Below are 16157 nucleotides of genomic sequence, written 5' to 3' on the forward strand. Positions count from 1 at the left end.
GTCGTCGCCGCAGATCGGCCGGGAGTGGCCGTCCGCCGCGCCCGCCTACCCTTGGAGCCATGAACCACGCCCAGCTCACCGCGCTCGGCCGTGCCCTCCGTCTTCTCGGCGAGCATGGCGAAGCGCTCTCCGCAGACACCCCGGACGCCCGGCTGCACGAGGTCAAGGCCGATCTGCGGCGTGCCCTGGACCTGCTGGACGACAGCGTCGTCGGCGCCACGCCCACCACCCGCTGCGCCGAGCACCCGCACGGTCCGGTCGACGAGGCGGCACCCGACCTGTGCCTGCTGTGCGAGACGCGCCGTCGGGCGGCCCGCCGAGCCGAGTTCAACGGCCCCGCCCCGCAGGCGCCGTACACCGCCCCCACCCCGTCCGTCTCCCGGTACGGCACCCGCGCCGACCGCCCGCAGCCCCAGCAGCGCTGGCTGGCGGAGCTGTGGAACGGTCAGGAGTGGCAGCTCTGCGGGACGCCGCGCAGGGACCGCCGGGAGGCCGAGCTCTACATCACCGCCCTGCGCCGCGGATCCCGGCCCGCGATGGCCTACCGGCTGGTGCACGAGTTCACCGACTACGAGGTGCTGCGGATCTGGGGCACCCCGGTGAAGGTCGACATCGAGCCCCTCGGCAACCTCTAGAGCTTCAGACCACCCCGGGGCACCCAGGCGCACCCAGGGCTTCAGCCCGCCCAGAGGCCCCAAGCCCCAAGGCTCCAGGCCCCCCGCCCAAGCCCCCAAGCCTCCGAGCCCCCGAGCCCCCGAGCCCCCGAGCCCCCGAGCCCCCGAGCCCCCGAGCCCCCAACGCTCCAGGACTCCAAGGGCTCTTGTGCCCAGGCCCAGTCCCTCAGGCGGGCTCTACGCCCTGTCCCGGACGCCCCCGTCCAGCAGCGGCAGTGGCGGGAAGTCGTGGTCTCCCACAGCCGACGGGACGTCTCCTCCGGGTAGGGGCGCACCTCGGGCTCCACATCCAGCACCTGCACCAGCCTCCGTTCCGGGTCGTACGCGGGCCAGCCCGGATCTCCCGTTTTCGCGAAGGACGTCCACGACCGGTGGAAGCTCGCCGTCAGGGCCCGCGCCTCGTCCGTCACCTCCACCCCCGCGAACAGCAGGTTCCCGAGGTCCGCCCCGTAGGTGCCGAACAGCAGCGGGATGTCCAGGCCGTGGCACGCGCCCAGGGTGCCGCCCGCTCCCGGGGCCGGCCAGGTCAGCTCGTAGACATGGGCCCGCCCGCCCCCCGCCACCTGCGCCTCGGCCAGGTGCAGGGAAGGTATGTGGAACAGCCAGTCCGACTGCACCCGCTCGTACAGCTCGCCCGGATCCGCGTCCGGGAAGGCCGACCGGTACGCCTGTTCGCCCTGCGCTCCCCCGCCCGGGGCGAACAGACGCAGGACCGCTGTCGCCTGATCCTCGGTCACCTTGCCCAGCAGGCCGCCCATGGCAATGAACAGGCGGAACTCCTGCGCGTTGTGTCCGACGACCAGCTCGACGTCCCGAGCGGCGCCCGACGCCAGCGCCTGCCACGGAGTCGTCGGCAGGATCTCGCCGTCGACCACAGGGGAGAACGGGGTGACCGTGGGCGCGACCTGCCCCCACCGGTCCACCCGCTGCGCCATCTTCGCGCCCAGCGCCGCACCGGCCTCGGGCAGCGTGCGAGGGTCCACCGTGGCCAGGTCGGCTGCCGTCGGTCGCAGGCCGGCCTCCGCGGCGATCGCGCCCGCGAGGTCGCGGGCCAGTTCGTCGGAGAAGTACGTGCCGGGCACGCTCTGCGCGATGGCCCGCCCGAACAGACCCCGTGCGCTCGGCATGGCCAGCAGCGCGGCCACCGAACCGGCGCCCGCCGACTCGCCGAAGACGGTCACCCGGCCCGGGTCGCCGCCGAACGCCGCGATGTTGTCCCGCACCCACTCCAGCGCGGCGACCTGGTCGAGCAGCCCCCGGTTGGCCGGCGCGCCCTCGATCCGGGCGAACCCCTCTATGCCGACGCGGTAGTTGAAGGTGACGATGACCAGGTCGCCGGCGCGGGCGAGGTGCTGCGCGTCGTAGCCGGGGCTGCCGGAGTGGCCGAGTTTGTAGGCGCCGCCGTAGATCCACACCATCACCGGGCGGGCGCCCGACGGGTCCGGCTCCGGGTCCGGGCTCCAGACGTTGACCGTCAGCCAGTCGTCCCCGGTCGGGGCGTCCGGGATCCCCGCCCGGCCCTGGATGCCCGCCTCCTGCGGGGGCGGCGGCCCGAAGGCGTACGCGTCGCGTATCCCGTCCCACGGGTGCGGTGGGCGGGGGGCCTGGAAGCGGGCCTCGCCGACCGGGGGCGCGGCGAAGGGAATGCCGCGGAAGACGGTCAGGTCCTCCTCGCGGCGACCGCGTACGGCGCCGGCGGTGGTGCGTGCGACGAGCCGGTCGGTGGTGCCGGGGGCATCGGTGGTGCCGGTGGCGTCGGGTGTCGTCATTGATCACTCCTGGAATGGCGGCTGCTCGTGGAACGGGCGGTGATCGGCGAAAGTGCCGAAGGCGGCCATCACCCCTCGTGTGGGTGACAGCCGCCTCCGGCAGCTCAGTCGGCTTCCCACAGGTCGGTCGGCCTCCGGCAGCTCAGTCGGCTCCCAGCAAGGTCGATCGGCTTCCCGCAGGTCGGTCGGTCTCCGGCAGGCCGGTCGGCGCTCACGCCTTGACGGGGGTGGCCTCCTCGGCGCCTTCCGTGCCTGCCGCGTCATCCACCACCGAGAGGCCGGCCGGGGCCTTGCGCTTCGGGATGAAGGTGGCCAGCAGGAAGGCGGCCAGGGCCGCTCCGGCGCCGATGGCCATGACGACCTTGAAGCCGTTCTCCGAGGGCAGCGCGTAGCCGCCGAAGTCGGTGGTCATCTGGGCGAGGACCACACCGGCGATGGCGCTGGCGAAGCTGGTGCCCAGGGACCGCATCAGGGTGTTGAGGCTGTTGGCCGCGCCCGTCTGGGAGGGGTCCACCGCGCCCATGATCAGGGCCGGGAGCGCGCCGTAGGTGAAGCCGATACCGGCGCCGATGATGCAGGACACCAGGATCAGGTGCCAGACCTCGGACATGAGCAGGATGTTCAGGCCGTAGCCGGCGGCGACGATCAGCGCGCCGATCATCAGGGTGACCTTGGGGCCCTTGGCCTTGGTGATCTTGGCAGACGCGGCGGACATGACCATCATGACCAGGCCCTGCGGGGCCAGCACCAGGCCGACGGTCAGCATCGACCTGCCCAGGCCGTAGCCGGTCTGCTCGGGCAGCTGGAGCAGCTGGGGCAGGACCAGGGACATCGCGAACATCGAGACGCCGAGGGCGATCGAGGCGAGGTTGGTGAAGAGCACCTGCGGCCTGGCGGTGGTACGCAGGTCGACCAGCGGCCGCTTCGCCTTGAGCTCCCACCAGCCCCAGGCGGCCAGGATCAGGACGGCGGCGGCGCCCAGGCCCAGCGTCGTGCCGGAGGTCCAGCCCCAGTCGGCGCCCTTGGACACGGCCAGCAGCAGTGAGACCAGACCGGCCGCCAGACCGAGCGAGCCGACGAGGTCGAAGCGGCCTCCGACGCGGTTCCGTGATTCCGGGACGAACGTCAGCACGAGCAGGAAGGAGACGACGCCGAGGGCGGCGGAGGTCCAGAAGAGGATGTGCCAGTCCCAGTTGTCCGCGATGAACGCGGCGGTGGGCAGACCGAGCGCGCCGCCGACGCCGAGGGAGGCGCTCATCACCGCCGTCGAACCGGCGAGCTTCTCGGCGGACACCGTGTCCCGCAGGATGCTGATGCCCAGCGGCACCACGGCGGCCGACAGGCCCTGGAGCGCACGGCCGACGATCATCGGGACGAGGGAGTCGGCGAGGGCGCAGACCACCGAGCCGGACACCAGCAGCACGATGCTGGTGAGCAGCATCCGCCGCTTGCCGACCATGTCGCCGAGCCGTCCCACGACGGGGGTGGCGACGGCGGCGGCGAGCAGCGTGGCGGTGACCGCCCAGGCGGTGTCGGAGGCGGGCGCGTCCAGCAGCTTGGGCAGCTCGGGGACGATCGGGATGACCAGGGTCTGCATCAGCGAGACGACGATCCCGGCCAGGGCCAGCACCGCCACCACGGCGTTCGACCTCGGCGGGGCGGATGTTCCCGCCGCAGCGGGTCGGGCAAGGGCGTCGGACATGACAGGGCCTCCGTCGGATGCACGAGGGATTTGAACTGCTTGACTCAAGCAAGCTTATATAGATTGATTGAGTTAAGCAAGCTAAATTTCCCACCCTCGCGCCGCCCAGGGACATCGCCGACGCCGAACGGGCGGAAACCCCGCCGCGGGCCTCAGCCGTGCCGCGCGATGATCTCCCGGGTCCGCTCCTCGTCCAGCTCGTAGACCGTCTCGTGGGCGCGCGGATCCCGCGCGTGCAGGGTGTGGAACATCGGTCCCGTCGCCCCGCCCAGCTCCACGAGGGACGCGGACGCGCCCCGCACCGCCCGCTCGGTGCCGGGCGCGGTGGTCAGGTCGATGCGATTGACGACCCCGGGCGTCACCCACACCGGCACGGCGGCCAGCAGCCCGAAGAGCTGGAGGTGGAAGTGCCCGGTGAGCAGAACGCGTACGTCACTCCCCCGGATCACGTCCGCCAGCTCGCCGGGGTCGCGCAGCCCGAAGACCCGCTGGGTCGGCGAGATGTCGAGAGCGATCGGGGGGTGATGGAAGGCGACGACGGTGCCCAGCTCGGCCGGAGTGCTCAACACGTCCCGCAGCCAGCGCAGTTGCTCCGCGCCGAGCCGGCCGTACACCTGCCCCGGCACCAGCGAGTCCAGGGTGACGAACCGCCGGCCACCGACCGTGCTGACGGCCGCCCGCTCGGCGCCGGGGAACTCGAGGACGGCGTCCGGGTGCCCGCTGCCCAGCACCTTGGCGAAGGCGGACCGCTCGTCGTGGTTGCCGGTGGTGTAGAAGACGGGCGCGTCCAGGGAGCGCGCGAAGCCGCCGATCAGCTCCCGTACGGTCGTGTACGCCTCCACCGAGCCGTCGTCGGCGAGGTCGCCGGTGACGACGACCGCGTCCACGTCCCGCTGGTGGCGGAGTTCACCGAGGAGGAGCCGCAGGGAGTCGACGGCTTCGACGCGGCGGCCCTCAGGACCGTCGACGCGACCGATATGGGTGTCCGAGAGATGAAGGATCCTCATCTCCCGGACAATACCCCCGAGTTGACGGCCGGGCCGATGCTCCGCAGTGGGACGATCAGCCGAGAACGCGCGGCACGACGCTCAGCTGAGGGTCCGCAGCGCGGCGGCGTCGAAGGGCTCCAGCTCGTCGAGACGGCCACCGAGCACCTTCGCCGCCCACTCCGGGTCCTGCAGCAGCGCACGACCGACGGCGACCATGTCGAACTCGTCGCGCTCCAGCCGGTCGAGAAGGTCGTCGAAGCCCTTGACCGGGGCGCCCTCACCCGCGAAGCCCCTGATGAAGTCGCCGTCGAGGCCTACCGAGCCGACCGTGATGGAGGGCTTGCCGGTGAGCTTCTTCGTCCAGCCCGCGAGATTGAGGTCGGAGTCGTCGAACTCCGGCAGCCAGTAGCGGCGGGTGGACGCGTGGAAGGCGTCGACGCCGGCCGCGGCGAGCGGGGCGAGGATGGCTTCCAGTTCCTCCGGCGTCTCGGCGAGCCGGGCGTCGTAGGCCTCCTGCTTCCACTGCGAGTAACGGAAGATGACCGGGAAATCGGCCGAGACGGTCTCGCGCACCGCGGCCACCACCTCGGCGGCGAACTTCGCCCGGGCCACGGCGCCGCCGCCGTAGGCGTCGGTGCGGCGGTTGGTGCCGGCCCACAGGAACTGGTCGATGAGGTAGCCGTGGGCGCCGTGGATCTCCACGCCGTCGAAGCCGATGCGCTCGGCGGCGGCCGCGGCCTCGGCGAACGCGCCGATGACGTCGTCCAGGTCGCGCTGGGTCATCGCCTTGCCGGTGCCCTCGGTGCCGTCGACACGGATGCCGGAGGGGCCGACGGCGGGCGCGTCCGCGAACGGCGGCTCACCCTGGCTGCGCACCATCCCGATGTGCCACAGCTGCGGCACGATCCTCCCGCCGCCCGCGTGCACGGCCTCGGCGACCTTCGCCCAGCCCGCGAGCTGCTCCGCACCGTGGAACCGGGGCACCCGGTCGCTCTGCCCCGCGGAGTCGTGCCCGACGTACGTCCCCTCGGTGACGATGAGACCGACACCGGCGGCGGCCCGACGGCCGTAGTACGACACGACGTCCTCGCCGGGAATGCCGCCCGGGGAGAACATACGCGTCATGGGCGCCATGGCGATGCGGTTCGGGACGGTCAGTCCGTTGATGGACACCGGACGGGAGAGGATCTCGGCGGCGCGCGAAGCGGCAGGCGGGGTGATGCTCACGTGGGGGACTCCTCGGGAGGACGATGAACCGATTGGTATGTGCACATGCATTGAGTGCCTCTCCCACTTGAACCCCCCGGACCTCCCGCGCCATTCCAGCCCCACGGGACAGCCCCTGTGATCCCGGCCACGCCGACCGGCCGCCCGGCTGCCCCCTCCCTCCAGCCCCGCGCCTCCGACCCGCCTCCAACCCGCCCTCCGACCCGACCGCCGGCCCCAACTACACGGGCCAGCCCGCCATCGCCTCCTGCTACACCGCCTCCTGACCGACGGCCGCCGCACGGCAGCGGGTGTCGCGCCTCATCGACCGCGACAACAACACCGTCGTGGTCTACAGCGACCCCAAGGACGGCCGCTACCGGCAGACCGTCTCCTACCCCTGGGGCACGACCGTCGAGCTCCCGCCCCCGGTGACCATCACCCTCGACACCGAGGAACTGAACGAGTACGCGGACAGAAACGCCGAGGGCGGCACCCCCCGTTTCCGGGAAGTGCCGCCCTCGGTGTGAAGGACAGGCGATCAACCGTCAGGTCGATCAGAAGTCCATGTCACCGCCCGGCATGCCGCCGCCGGCCGGCGCGGACGCCTTCTCCGGCTTGTCGGCGATGACGGCCTCGGTGGTGAGGAACAGCGCGGCGATGGAGGCCGCGTTCTGCAGGGCAGAGCGCGTGACCTTCGCCGGGTCGATGATGCCTTCGGCGATCATGTCGACGTACTCGCCGGTCGCGGCGTTCAGGCCGTGACCGATGGGCAGGTTGCGGACCTTCTCGACGACGACGCCACCCTCGAGACCACCGTTGACGGCGATCTGCTTCAGCGGGGCCTCGAGCGCGATGCGCACGGCGTTGGCGCCGGTCGCCTCGTCACCCTCGAGCTCCAGCTTCTCGAAGACGGCGGACGCCTGGATGAGCGCCACGCCACCGCCGGCGACGATGCCCTCCTCGACGGCGGCCTTCGCGTTGCGGACGGCGTCCTCGATGCGGTGCTTGCGCTCCTTGAGCTCCACCTCGGTGGCGGCACCGGCCTTGATGACCGCGACACCGCCGGCGAGCTTCGCCAGGCGCTCCTGCAGCTTCTCGCGGTCGTAGTCCGAGTCGCTGTTCTCGATCTCGGCGCGGATCTGGTTGACCCGACCGGCGACCTGGTCCGAGGAACCCGCACCGTCGACGATGGTGGTCTCGTCCTTGGTGATGACGACCTTGCGGGCCTTGCCGAGCAGGTCGATGGTCGTGTTCTCGAGCTTGAGACCGACCTCCTCGGAGATGACCTCGCCGCCGGTGAGGATGGCGATGTCGTTCAGCATCGCCTTGCGGCGGTCGCCGAAGCCCGGGGCCTTGACCGCGACGGACTTGAAGGTGCCGCGGATCTTGTTGACGACCAGCGTGGACAGGGCCTCGCCCTCGACGTCCTCGGCGATGATCAGCAGCGGCTTGCCGCCCTGCATGACCTTCTCGAGGAGCGGGAGCAGGTCCTTGACGTTGGCGATCTTGGAGTTCGCGATCAGGATGTACGGGTCGTCGAGGACGGCCTCCATACGCTCCATGTCGGTGGCGAAGTACGCCGAGATGTAGCCCTTGTCGAAGCGCATACCCTCGGTGAGCTCCAGCTCCAGACCGAAGGTCTGGGACTCCTCGACGGTGATGACGCCTTCCTTGCCGACCTTGTCCATCGCCTCGGCGATGAGCTCGCCGATCTGGGTGTCGGCGGCGGAGATGGAGGCCGTGGAAGCGATCTGCTCCTTGGTCTCGACATCCTTGGCCTGCTCGAGCAGGGCACCGGAGACGGCCTCGACGGCCTTCTCGATACCGCGCTTGAGGGCCATCGGGTTGGCGCCGGCGGCTACGTTGCGCAGGCCTTCCTTGACGAGCGCCTGGGCGAGGACGGTCGCGGTGGTCGTACCGTCACCGGCGACGTCGTCCGTCTTCTTGGCGACTTCCTTGACCAGCTCTGCGCCGATCTTCTCGTACGGGTCCTCGAGCTCGATCTCCTTGGCGATGGAGACACCATCGTTGGTGATCGTGGGGGCGCCCCACTTCTTCTCGAGGACGACGTTGCGGCCCTTGGGGCCGAGCGTCACCTTCACGGCGTCCGCGAGCTGGTTCATGCCGCGCTCGAGGCCGCGCCGTGCCTCCTCGTCGAACGCGATGATCTTGGCCATGTGAAGTGGTCCTCCCGGACTGGGGTGGATTGCTCCGGACCGCGCTGGCGCCCGCGACGGACGGCTCGCCGGCCTCGTGGTTCCTTGCCCCACCTGGCCTGCGGGCCTCACCGACCCGGTCCTCGTTGTCACTCTCACCTTCAGAGTGCTAACGCCAATGATTAGCACTCGACCCAGGAGAGTGCAAGCGCCTCCACCGGACCGGGGCCCTTCCGGACGCTTCCGCCGCACACCCCCGGGACGGACGCCGGACGACCCCCGCGCACACCCCCGGACAGCCTCGGGGCGGTTCCCGGACGCCCCCAGGACAGGCCGAAGGGCTCGCACCCCCCAGGAGGTGCGAGCCCTTCGACAGATGTACAGAAGAACGACGCTGTCAGTCGGCGCGCGCTTCAGCCGGTCGCGAGACGGACCATGTCCGCCTGCGGCCCCTTCTGGCCCTGCGAGATCTCGAAATCGACCCGCTGACCCTCTTCCAGGGTGCGGTAGCCGTCCATCTGAATCGCGCTGTAGTGGACGAAAACATCCGCACCACCGTCGACCGCGATGAAGCCGTACCCCTTCTCCGCGTTGAACCACTTGACGGTGCCCTGAGCCATGCCTAACTCCCCTATTACTGGCCCTTGCGCAGACCCGCACTTCGCGGATCCGGGTCAGACCTCACCCCCCGGTTGGCTTGGGGGCGTGCGCCGGAACGCGTCGACCGCGGCTGAATGTATCTGTCCAACTGCCGTCTGCAACAGGTCAGTCGGACGAGAATTCCGGACGTACGGGATCCGGAATGTGGCGAGAATTCGCCTGAATTGAGGGCAAGTCGGGCCGCACAAAGGCCACAAAAGCCACGAAAGAGGCGCACACTTTGGCTGCTTCTTGTCGGGCTCCGGGCGGAAAGAAAAACCACCGGATCCAGCGATCGGGACCGGGTTCCCCAACTGTACCGCGCTCAACCACACTGAATTGCCCCCTCCGCTTCTATCGCGGAGAGGGCAATTCGATGAACACTCGGTAATCACTGTTACCGACGGTTACTACCGGTGGGTACTACCGATGGGTACCGCCGGGGTGGAAACGACGGTAGTTCGTCGTTCAACCGGCGTTCATCCGCCGGCGACCGCCGGGATGATCGAGATTCCGGCGCCGTCCGGAGTGGCCGTCTCCAGCCCCTGCTCGAAGCGGACGTCGTCGTCGTTCACGTACACGTTGACGAACCGGCGCAGCTTGCCCTGGTCGTCCAGGACGCGGGCGGCGATGCCGGTGTGGTTCTTCTCCAGATCGGAGATGACCTCGCCGAGGGTGGCTCCTTCGGCGCTCACCTCGGCCTTGCCGCCCGTGTAGGTGCGCAGGATGGTGGGGATGCGGACGTTGACGCTCATGTCTTGTGATCTCCGGTCGGTCGGGGGTCGGCCTCAGGGGCGCGGGGCCATGTGGATCGTGCGGCTGCCGCCGCGTGGGCGCGGCCGGCCCACACCGGCCCGCAGCGCACATACGGTCTTATAGCGGAGCGCCCCGCTCATGACGCGAGGCCGGCCTCTCGGAACGAGTCGAGGTTCGGACGGATGGTGGCGGTCAGACCGGTGCCCTCCACCGCGTCCAGGGTCTTCAGGCCGTCACCCGTGTTGAGGACGACGGTCGTCTGCGTCGGGTCGAGAAGACCGTTCTCGATCAGCTTGCGCGTCACACCCACCGTCACACCGCCGGCGGTCTCCGCGAAGATGCCCTCGGTCCGCGCCAGCAGCTTGATCGCGTCGACGATCTGCTCGTCGTTCACGTCCTCCACCGCGCCGCCCGTCCGCCGGGCGATGTCGAGGACGTACGGGCCGTCCGCCGGGTTGCCGATGGCCAGCGACTTGGCGATGGTGTTCGGCTTCTGCGGGCGCACGACGTCGTGCCCGGCCTTGTAGGCCACGGACACCGGGGAGCACCCCTCCGCCTGCGCGCCGAAGATCTTGTACGGCCGGTCCTCGACGAGCCCCAGCCTGATCAGCTCCTGGAGGCCCTTGTCGATCTTCGTGAGCTGCGAGCCGGAGGCGATCGGCACGACCAGCTGGTCCGGCAGCCGCCAGCCGAGCTGCTCGCAGATCTCGTACGCCAGCGTCTTGGAACCCTCGGCGTAGTACGGCCGCAGGTTGACGTTGACGAAGCCCCAGCCCTCGCCCGCGGAGTCGCCGATGAGCTCGGAGCAGAAGCGGTTGACGTCGTCGTAGTTGCCCTCGATGCCGACGAGTTCGCCGCCGTAGATCGCGGCCATGACGACCTTGCCCTGCTCCAGGTCGTGCGGGATGAACACGCAGGACCGGAAGCCGGCCCGGGCGGCGGCCGCGCCGACGGCGCCGGCCAGGTTGCCCGTGGAGGAGCAGGAGAGCGTGGTGAAGCCGAACGCGCGGGCGGCCTCGATGGCCTGGGCGACGACCCGGTCCTTGAAGGAGTGCGTCGGGTTGCCGGAGTCGTCCTTGACGAAGAGCTTGCCCGCGTCGACGCCCAGCTCGCGGGCGAGGTTGTCGGCCTGCACGAGCTTGGTCCAGCCGGGATTGATGTTGGGCTTGTCGGCCACGTCCGCCGGGACGGGCAGCAGCGGCGCGTAGCGCCAGATGTTCGCGGGTCCCGCCTCGATGCGCTTGCGGAGCTCCTCCGTGTCGTAGGAGGAGAAGTCGTACGCGATCTCGAGCGGGCCGAAACACTCCTCGCAGGCGAAGACCGGGCCGAGGGGCACGCGGTGACCGCACTCGCGGCAGCTCAGCCCGGTGGCCGGACCGAGGTCGACAGCGGAGGTCGTCGTAGAGTCGGTGGTGCTTGCAACAGTCTGCGCAGCCATGTGAGGCGAGGCCCTTTCTCCTCATCTTCCTCACGACGCATCTCGCCGTGAGACGGATTTGGCACCTTCCCGAGCCGGGAGCCTCGCGGAGCGGTCACCGAGTGGATCAGTGATCGTTACGAGACCGGCTGGAGGGTTGCCGGGGCTTCATCGGGCCGTATCCCTCTGCCCCTCTGGATGAGCGGTATGAAGTTGTGAACGGGGGCGGCCTCGGACATGCGATGGTCACCCGCGCTGTTCAAGACTGTAACCGAAGGCCAGGACAGTTGAGATAGTCGTCCGAACCGCGAGATGGATCACACGGTCACCCTCCGTGCACCCGGTGTGATCACGACAGTGAGGAGCCGCAGACTGTGCTTCAAGAAACCGAGCGCTGGCTGGCCACCCGCTCCTGGTCCCTGACCGACCGTCCGCTGCACAGGATCCTGGCCGCGAAGCGCGCCACGAACCAGACGGTGTCCGTCGTTCTGCCCGCGCTGAACGAGGAGGAGACGGTCGGTGACATCGTCGCGATCATCCGACACGACCTCATGCACCAGGTCCCGCTCGTCGACGAGATAGTCGTCGTCGACTCGGGGTCGACCGACCGTACGTCCCAGGTCGCCGCGGCGGCCGGCGCGCGGGTCGTCCACCGGGACGACATCCTGCCGCGCATACCGGCCGTGCCCGGCAAGGGCGAGGTGCTGTGGCGCTCGCTGCTGGTCACGACCGGCGACATCGTCTGTTTCATCGACGCCGATCTGCGGGAGTTCTCCTCCGACTTCGTCTCGGGGATCGTCGGCCCGCTGCTCACCGATCCCGGGGTGGACCTGGTCAAGGGCATGTACGACCGTCCGCTGGGCGGCGCGGCCGGCCAGGGCGGGAGGGTCACGGAGCTGATGGCCCGCCCGCTGCTCAACATGCACTGGCCGCAGCTGGCCGGGTTCGTGCAGCCGCTCGGCGGCGAGTACGCGGCCCGCCGCAGCCTGCTGGAGCAGCTGCCCTTCCCCGTCGGCTACGGCGTGGAGCTGGGCATGCTGGTCGACGCCCTCCACCTGGTGGGCCTGGACGCCCTCGCACAGGTCGACGTCGGCGTGCGCAAGCACCGCCACCAGGACGGCCAGGCGCTGGGGCGGATGGCGGCGGCCATCTACCGCACCGCCCAGCTCCGGCTGGCCCGCGGGCACCTGATCCGCCCGTCCCTCACCCAGTTCGAACGGAGCTCGGACGGTTTCGAGCCGCGCACCTACTCGGTGGACACCGAGGAACGGCCGCCGATGACGGACGTCGCGGAGTACGCGACCCGGAAGGTGGCCTAGGACCCTCCCGCCCGACGATCCCGTCCCGGGACCGGCCCGGGACGGGATCGTCGGGCGGCGGCGCGTCAGCCGGCGTGGCCGTCCGACCAGCGCCAGACTCCGGCGGCGTCCTCCTCGCAGGTGAGGTACTCGCCCCCCTTGCCGTAGGTGCTGAGTCCGCGGTGGCGCTGGGCGCAGAACTGGCCGTCGGCGTAGCAGTTGCCCGCCGGGCTGGTGAGCTCGCACCCCTTGCCGCCGGAACCGGAGCCGCCGGTCGTCCCGCCGCTGGTCGTGCCGGTTGCCGTCTTCGTCGGCTTCGGGGTGTGCAGCAGGCTGCCGGCGCAGTTCCGGCCGTCTCGCGGGACGACGAAGGCCACGTCGAAGGAGCTGTTGACGTCGGCGGGGTCGTCGATCTGCTCGCAGATCTTCTCCCCCGCGTTCCACGAGGAGGCCTTCCGTCCGCCGCCGTCGAGGGAGGCGCCGGTGCCCTGGAGGTAGACGACGTAGCGGAGTCCGTCCGCCTCGGCTTCGGCCACGGCCTTTCCGACGGCGGTGCCGGAGTGGTCGACGAGGGTCGCGACCGTGGGCGTCGGCGCCGGGCTGCTGCTGCTCGGAGACGGCTCCGGTTCCGGAGTCGCGCTGCTCGGCGCGGGGGTCGCGCCGGCGGCCGCGGTCGTCTCCGGGGCGGCCTTGCCGTCGGCGTCGGTGTCGTCGCCCTGGCAGCCCGCCAGGGTCAGGGCGGCCGCGGCCGTCAGCGCGACGGCCCAGGAGACGCCGCGGGCGTGGCGGTGGTGCGGACGAAGTCGGAGCATGGCGATGGAAACCCCCCGAGGTGCGCTGTGCGAGTGCAGGGCGCATCCTCCTCTCATCACACAATCTCCACAACGCGCTCGGCGGGAACGGGAGCCGCGGGTGACCCTGCCCTCGCCGCGGCGAACGTTTGAGCGTTTACAGACCGGGCTAGGTTGAGGCGTATGGCTTCCACGCACGACACTGCCGCCAGGGCCGCCGAGGTGCTGGTCGCGTCCAACCGCGGCCCGGTCTCCTACGAGGTGGGCGAGGACGGCTCGCTGCACGCGAAACGCGGCGGCGGCGGGCTGGTCTCCGGCCTGTCGGCCATCGGGCCCGACACGGGCGCCCTCTGGGTGTGCTCGGCGCTCTCCGACGGCGACCGCGAGGCGGTTCGGCGCGGGGTCGGTGAGGAGGGCGTGCGCATGCTGGCCGTCCCGGCCGACGTGCACGCCGACGCGTACAACGGCATCGCCAACTCCGTGCTGTGGTTCGTCCACCACCTGCTCTACCAGACGCCGCTGGAGCCCGCCTTCGACGCGGAGTTCCGCCGGCAGTGGGCGTCGTACGAGGCCTACAACCGGGCGTTCGCGGAGGCGCTGGCGGAGGAGGCGGCGGACGGCGCGGCCGTCCTCGTGCAGGACTACCACCTGTGTCTTGTCCCCGGGATGCTGCGCGACCTCCGCCCCGACCTGCGCATCGGACACTTCTCGCACACACCGTGGGCGCCGGTGGACTACTTCGCAATGCTGCCGGGGGACATCCGCGAGCAGCTGCTGCGCGGGATGCTGGGCGCGGACCGCCTCGGCTTCCTCACCCGGCGCTGGGCCGACGCGTTCGCCGCGTGCTGTACGGAGTTCGCCGGCGGACCGGGCAAGACGCGGGTCGGCGTGCACGGCCTCGGCGCGGACGCCGACTTCCTGCGCGAGCGTGCGCACCGGCCGGACGTCGACGAGCGCCTGACGGCACTCCGCGCGGAGATCGGCGAGGGCCGGAAGACGATCGTCCGCGTCGACCGCACCGAGCTGTCGAAGAACATCGTGCGCGGGCTCCTGGCCTACCGGCAGCTGCTCGAGGACCACCCGGAGTGGCGCGAGCGGGTCGTCCACGTGGCCTTCGCCTACCCCTCCCGCCAGGACCTCGCCGTCTACCGCGACTACATGGCCGAGGTGCAGCGCCTGTCCGAGGAGATCAACGACCACTACGGCACGCCCGGCTGGACCCCGGTCCTGCTGAACCTCAAGGACGACTTCGCCCGCTCCCTGGCCGCCTACCGCCTGGCCGACGTGGCCCTGGTGAACCCCATCCGCGACGGCATGAACCTGGTCGCCAAGGAGGTTCCGGTGATCTCCGAGGAGGGCTGCGCGCTGGTCCTGTCCCGGGAGGCGGGCGCCTACTGGGAGCTGCGCGAGGACGCGATCACGGTGAACCCGTACGACGTCCTGGAGACCGCCCGCGCCCTGCACGAGGGGCTGAGCATGAAGCCGGAGGAGCGGGCCGAGCGCACGAAGCGGCTGGCCGCGGCCGCGACCGCGCTCCCCCCTGCCCAGTGGTTCCTGGACCAGCTGAACGCCCTGCGGGAGATTCAGCCGAGCTGAGCGGCCAGCTGCCGCAGCAGCCGCACGACCCCGGCGGGCCCGTCCACGACGAGGTCCGCGCGCTCCGCCAGTGCGCCGACCTCCGTGCTGCCGCTGCACACCAGCAGCCCGGGAACGCCGTCCGAGCGGAGCTTCTCCACGGCGGCGAAGGCGGGCAGGTCACCCAGGTCGTCACCGGCGTAGAGGACGGCGCGCGCGCCGGTCTCGCGGACGTGCTCCAGCAGGGCGACGCCCTTGTCCATGCCCGGCGGGCGCAGCTCCAGCACCATCCGGCCGGGCTCGACGATCAGGCCGTGCCGGGCGGCGAGGTCGGTGAGCGGGGCTCGCAGGGCTTCGAAGGCGGCCTGGGGATCGTCGGCGCGGCGGGTGTGGACGGCGACGGCCCGGCCGCCCTTCTCCTCGACCGAGACGCCCGGCCGGTCCCCTGCGGCGGCCAGCACCCGCGGGAGTTCGGCGCGGACCGCGGCCACTCCCGGGTGCGGAGCGGGGGCGCTCAGGGCGCCGGTGCGGGCGTCCCAGCGTTCGGCGCCGTAGTGGCCGAGGACGGAGAGGTGCTCCAGCCCCGCCGCTCCGGCGAACCCGCCGTGCCGCACGGCGACCTCGGCGGGCCGCCCCGTGACGACGGCCACGGCGGCGACCTTCGGCGCGAGGGCCGCGAGCGCGGGGACGGCGTCGGGGTGCGCCCGGGCGTCCTCCGGGTTCTCGACGATCGGGGCGAGGGTGCCGTCGAAGTCGAGCGCGACGAGGGTGGTGGACGGCCGGCCGACGATCGCGTCGAGCGCGTCGCGGCCCGCCGGGGTGACCGGGACGGGGAGGGTGAGGGGGTCGGGATCCGTGGAGTGCGTCTCGTGGCTGCCCATACGGCGACGATAACCAACGGGCGCCCGCGACTACCGCTCCCCCCGCCTCGTCTCGCGCACCCTGCGCAGTCTGTTCACCGTGACCGGGTCGTGGGCCAGGGCCCTGGGGTCGTCCAGGAGGGCGTTGAGGAGTTGGTAGTAGCGGACCGGGGACAGGTCCAGCTCCTCGCGTATCGCCCGTTCCTTGGCGCCGGGGCCGGGGAACCCGCGCCGCTCCAGGGCGAGGAGGTCCCGCTCCGCCGCCCCCAGCTCGTCCTCTTCCGCTCGCCGCTCCATGTCCGCACCGTAACGCCCGGCACCG

Annotated in this window: 14 protein-coding genes, 1 pseudogene and 1 riboswitch; of the genes and pseudogenes, 4 read left to right on the forward strand and 11 right to left on the reverse strand. The window is 71.1% G+C overall.

The genetic code is table 11. The annotated features are described in order from the left end of the window. Nucleotides 1-59 precede the first annotated feature (59 nt). Nucleotides 60-635 (forward strand): hypothetical protein, encoded by a 576-nt coding sequence (locus ACIPFH_RS28930; RefSeq protein ID WP_356246441.1) that lies wholly within the window; start codon nt 60-62, stop codon nt 633-635. Nucleotides 636-851: 216 nt separating this feature from the next. Here the strand turns inward: ACIPFH_RS28930 and ACIPFH_RS28935 are convergent. From ACIPFH_RS28935 to ACIPFH_RS28950, 4 genes and pseudogenes are all read right to left on the reverse strand, one after another. Then, nucleotides 852-2443, reverse strand: a pseudogene (locus tag ACIPFH_RS28935) (carboxylesterase/lipase family protein). Between the two features lie 211 nt (nt 2444-2654). Then, nucleotides 2655-4145, reverse strand: coding sequence for an MFS transporter (locus tag ACIPFH_RS28940; RefSeq protein WP_401830898.1), 1491 nt, complete (start codon nt 4143-4145; stop codon nt 2655-2657). A 152-nt stretch (nt 4146-4297) separates the two neighbouring features. Further along, nucleotides 4298-5152: a metallophosphoesterase gene (locus ACIPFH_RS28945; RefSeq protein WP_401830900.1), complete on the reverse strand. Its 855-nt coding sequence runs from the start codon at nt 5150-5152 to the stop codon at nt 4298-4300. Between the two features lie 81 nt (nt 5153-5233). Beyond that, entirely contained in the window at nt 5234-6412 is a 1179-nt protein-coding gene (locus tag ACIPFH_RS28950; protein ID WP_401830902.1) for an NADH:flavin oxidoreductase, read from the reverse strand. A gap of 239 nt (nt 6413-6651) precedes the next feature. On the opposite strand from ACIPFH_RS28950, the gene ACIPFH_RS28955 reads away from it, so the two are divergent. After that, entirely contained in the window at nt 6652-6870 is a 219-nt protein-coding gene (locus ACIPFH_RS28955; RefSeq protein WP_401830904.1) for a hypothetical protein, read from the forward strand. Between the two features lie 27 nt (nt 6871-6897). Here the strand turns inward: ACIPFH_RS28955 and groL are convergent, their stop codons facing one another. From groL to thrC, 4 genes are all read right to left on the reverse strand, one after another. Continuing rightward, on the reverse strand, nt 6898-8520 hold the full coding sequence (gene groL / locus ACIPFH_RS28960; RefSeq protein ID WP_356253774.1) for a chaperonin GroEL: 1623 nt from the start codon (nt 8518-8520) through the stop codon (nt 6898-6900). 392 nt (nt 8521-8912) lie between these two features. Continuing rightward, on the reverse strand, nt 8913-9119 hold the full coding sequence (locus tag ACIPFH_RS28965; protein WP_007493268.1) for a cold-shock protein: 207 nt from the start codon (nt 9117-9119) through the stop codon (nt 8913-8915). A 498-nt stretch (nt 9120-9617) separates the two neighbouring features. Then, nucleotides 9618-9893, reverse strand: coding sequence for a ubiquitin-like small modifier protein 1 (locus tag ACIPFH_RS28970; RefSeq protein ID WP_385281045.1), 276 nt, complete (start codon nt 9891-9893; stop codon nt 9618-9620). 137 nt (nt 9894-10030) lie between these two features. Continuing rightward, on the reverse strand, nt 10031-11332 hold the full coding sequence (thrC, locus tag ACIPFH_RS28975; RefSeq protein WP_401830907.1) for a threonine synthase: 1302 nt from the start codon (nt 11330-11332) through the stop codon (nt 10031-10033). 18 nt (nt 11333-11350) lie between these two features. Then, a riboswitch (SAM riboswitch) is annotated at nt 11351-11516 on the reverse strand. 169 nt (nt 11517-11685) lie between these two features. On the opposite strand from thrC, the gene ACIPFH_RS28980 reads away from it, so the two are divergent. Then, nucleotides 11686-12630: a glucosyl-3-phosphoglycerate synthase gene (locus ACIPFH_RS28980; RefSeq protein ID WP_401830908.1), complete on the forward strand. Its 945-nt coding sequence runs from the start codon at nt 11686-11688 to the stop codon at nt 12628-12630. Between the two features lie 65 nt (nt 12631-12695). On the opposite strand, the gene ACIPFH_RS28985 is transcribed toward ACIPFH_RS28980, so the two are convergent. Beyond that, nucleotides 12696-13421 (reverse strand): hypothetical protein, encoded by a 726-nt coding sequence (locus ACIPFH_RS28985; RefSeq protein WP_401830910.1) that lies wholly within the window; start codon nt 13419-13421, stop codon nt 12696-12698. A 162-nt stretch (nt 13422-13583) separates the two neighbouring features. Between ACIPFH_RS28985 and ACIPFH_RS28990 the strand changes: the two genes are divergently transcribed. Next, entirely contained in the window at nt 13584-14996 is a 1413-nt protein-coding gene (locus tag ACIPFH_RS28990) for a trehalose-6-phosphate synthase (protein WP_401830913.1), read from the forward strand. Here the strand turns inward: ACIPFH_RS28990 and otsB are convergent. Together otsB and ACIPFH_RS29000 are read right to left on the reverse strand one after the other, a co-directional pair. Further along, entirely contained in the window at nt 14984-15856 is an 873-nt protein-coding gene (otsB, locus tag ACIPFH_RS28995; RefSeq protein ID WP_356253756.1) for a trehalose-phosphatase, read from the reverse strand. The two genes, ACIPFH_RS28990 and otsB, sit on opposite strands and share 13 nt — an antisense overlap. Nucleotides 15857-15886: 30 nt before the next feature. Beyond that, on the reverse strand, nt 15887-16132 hold the full coding sequence (locus tag ACIPFH_RS29000) for a DUF3263 domain-containing protein (RefSeq protein WP_401830916.1): 246 nt from the start codon (nt 16130-16132) through the stop codon (nt 15887-15889). Nucleotides 16133-16157 lie beyond the last annotated feature (25 nt).

Source organism: Streptomyces sp. NPDC088157 (assembly GCF_044741545.1).
Lineage (GTDB): Bacteria > Actinomycetota > Actinomycetes > Streptomycetales > Streptomycetaceae > Streptomyces.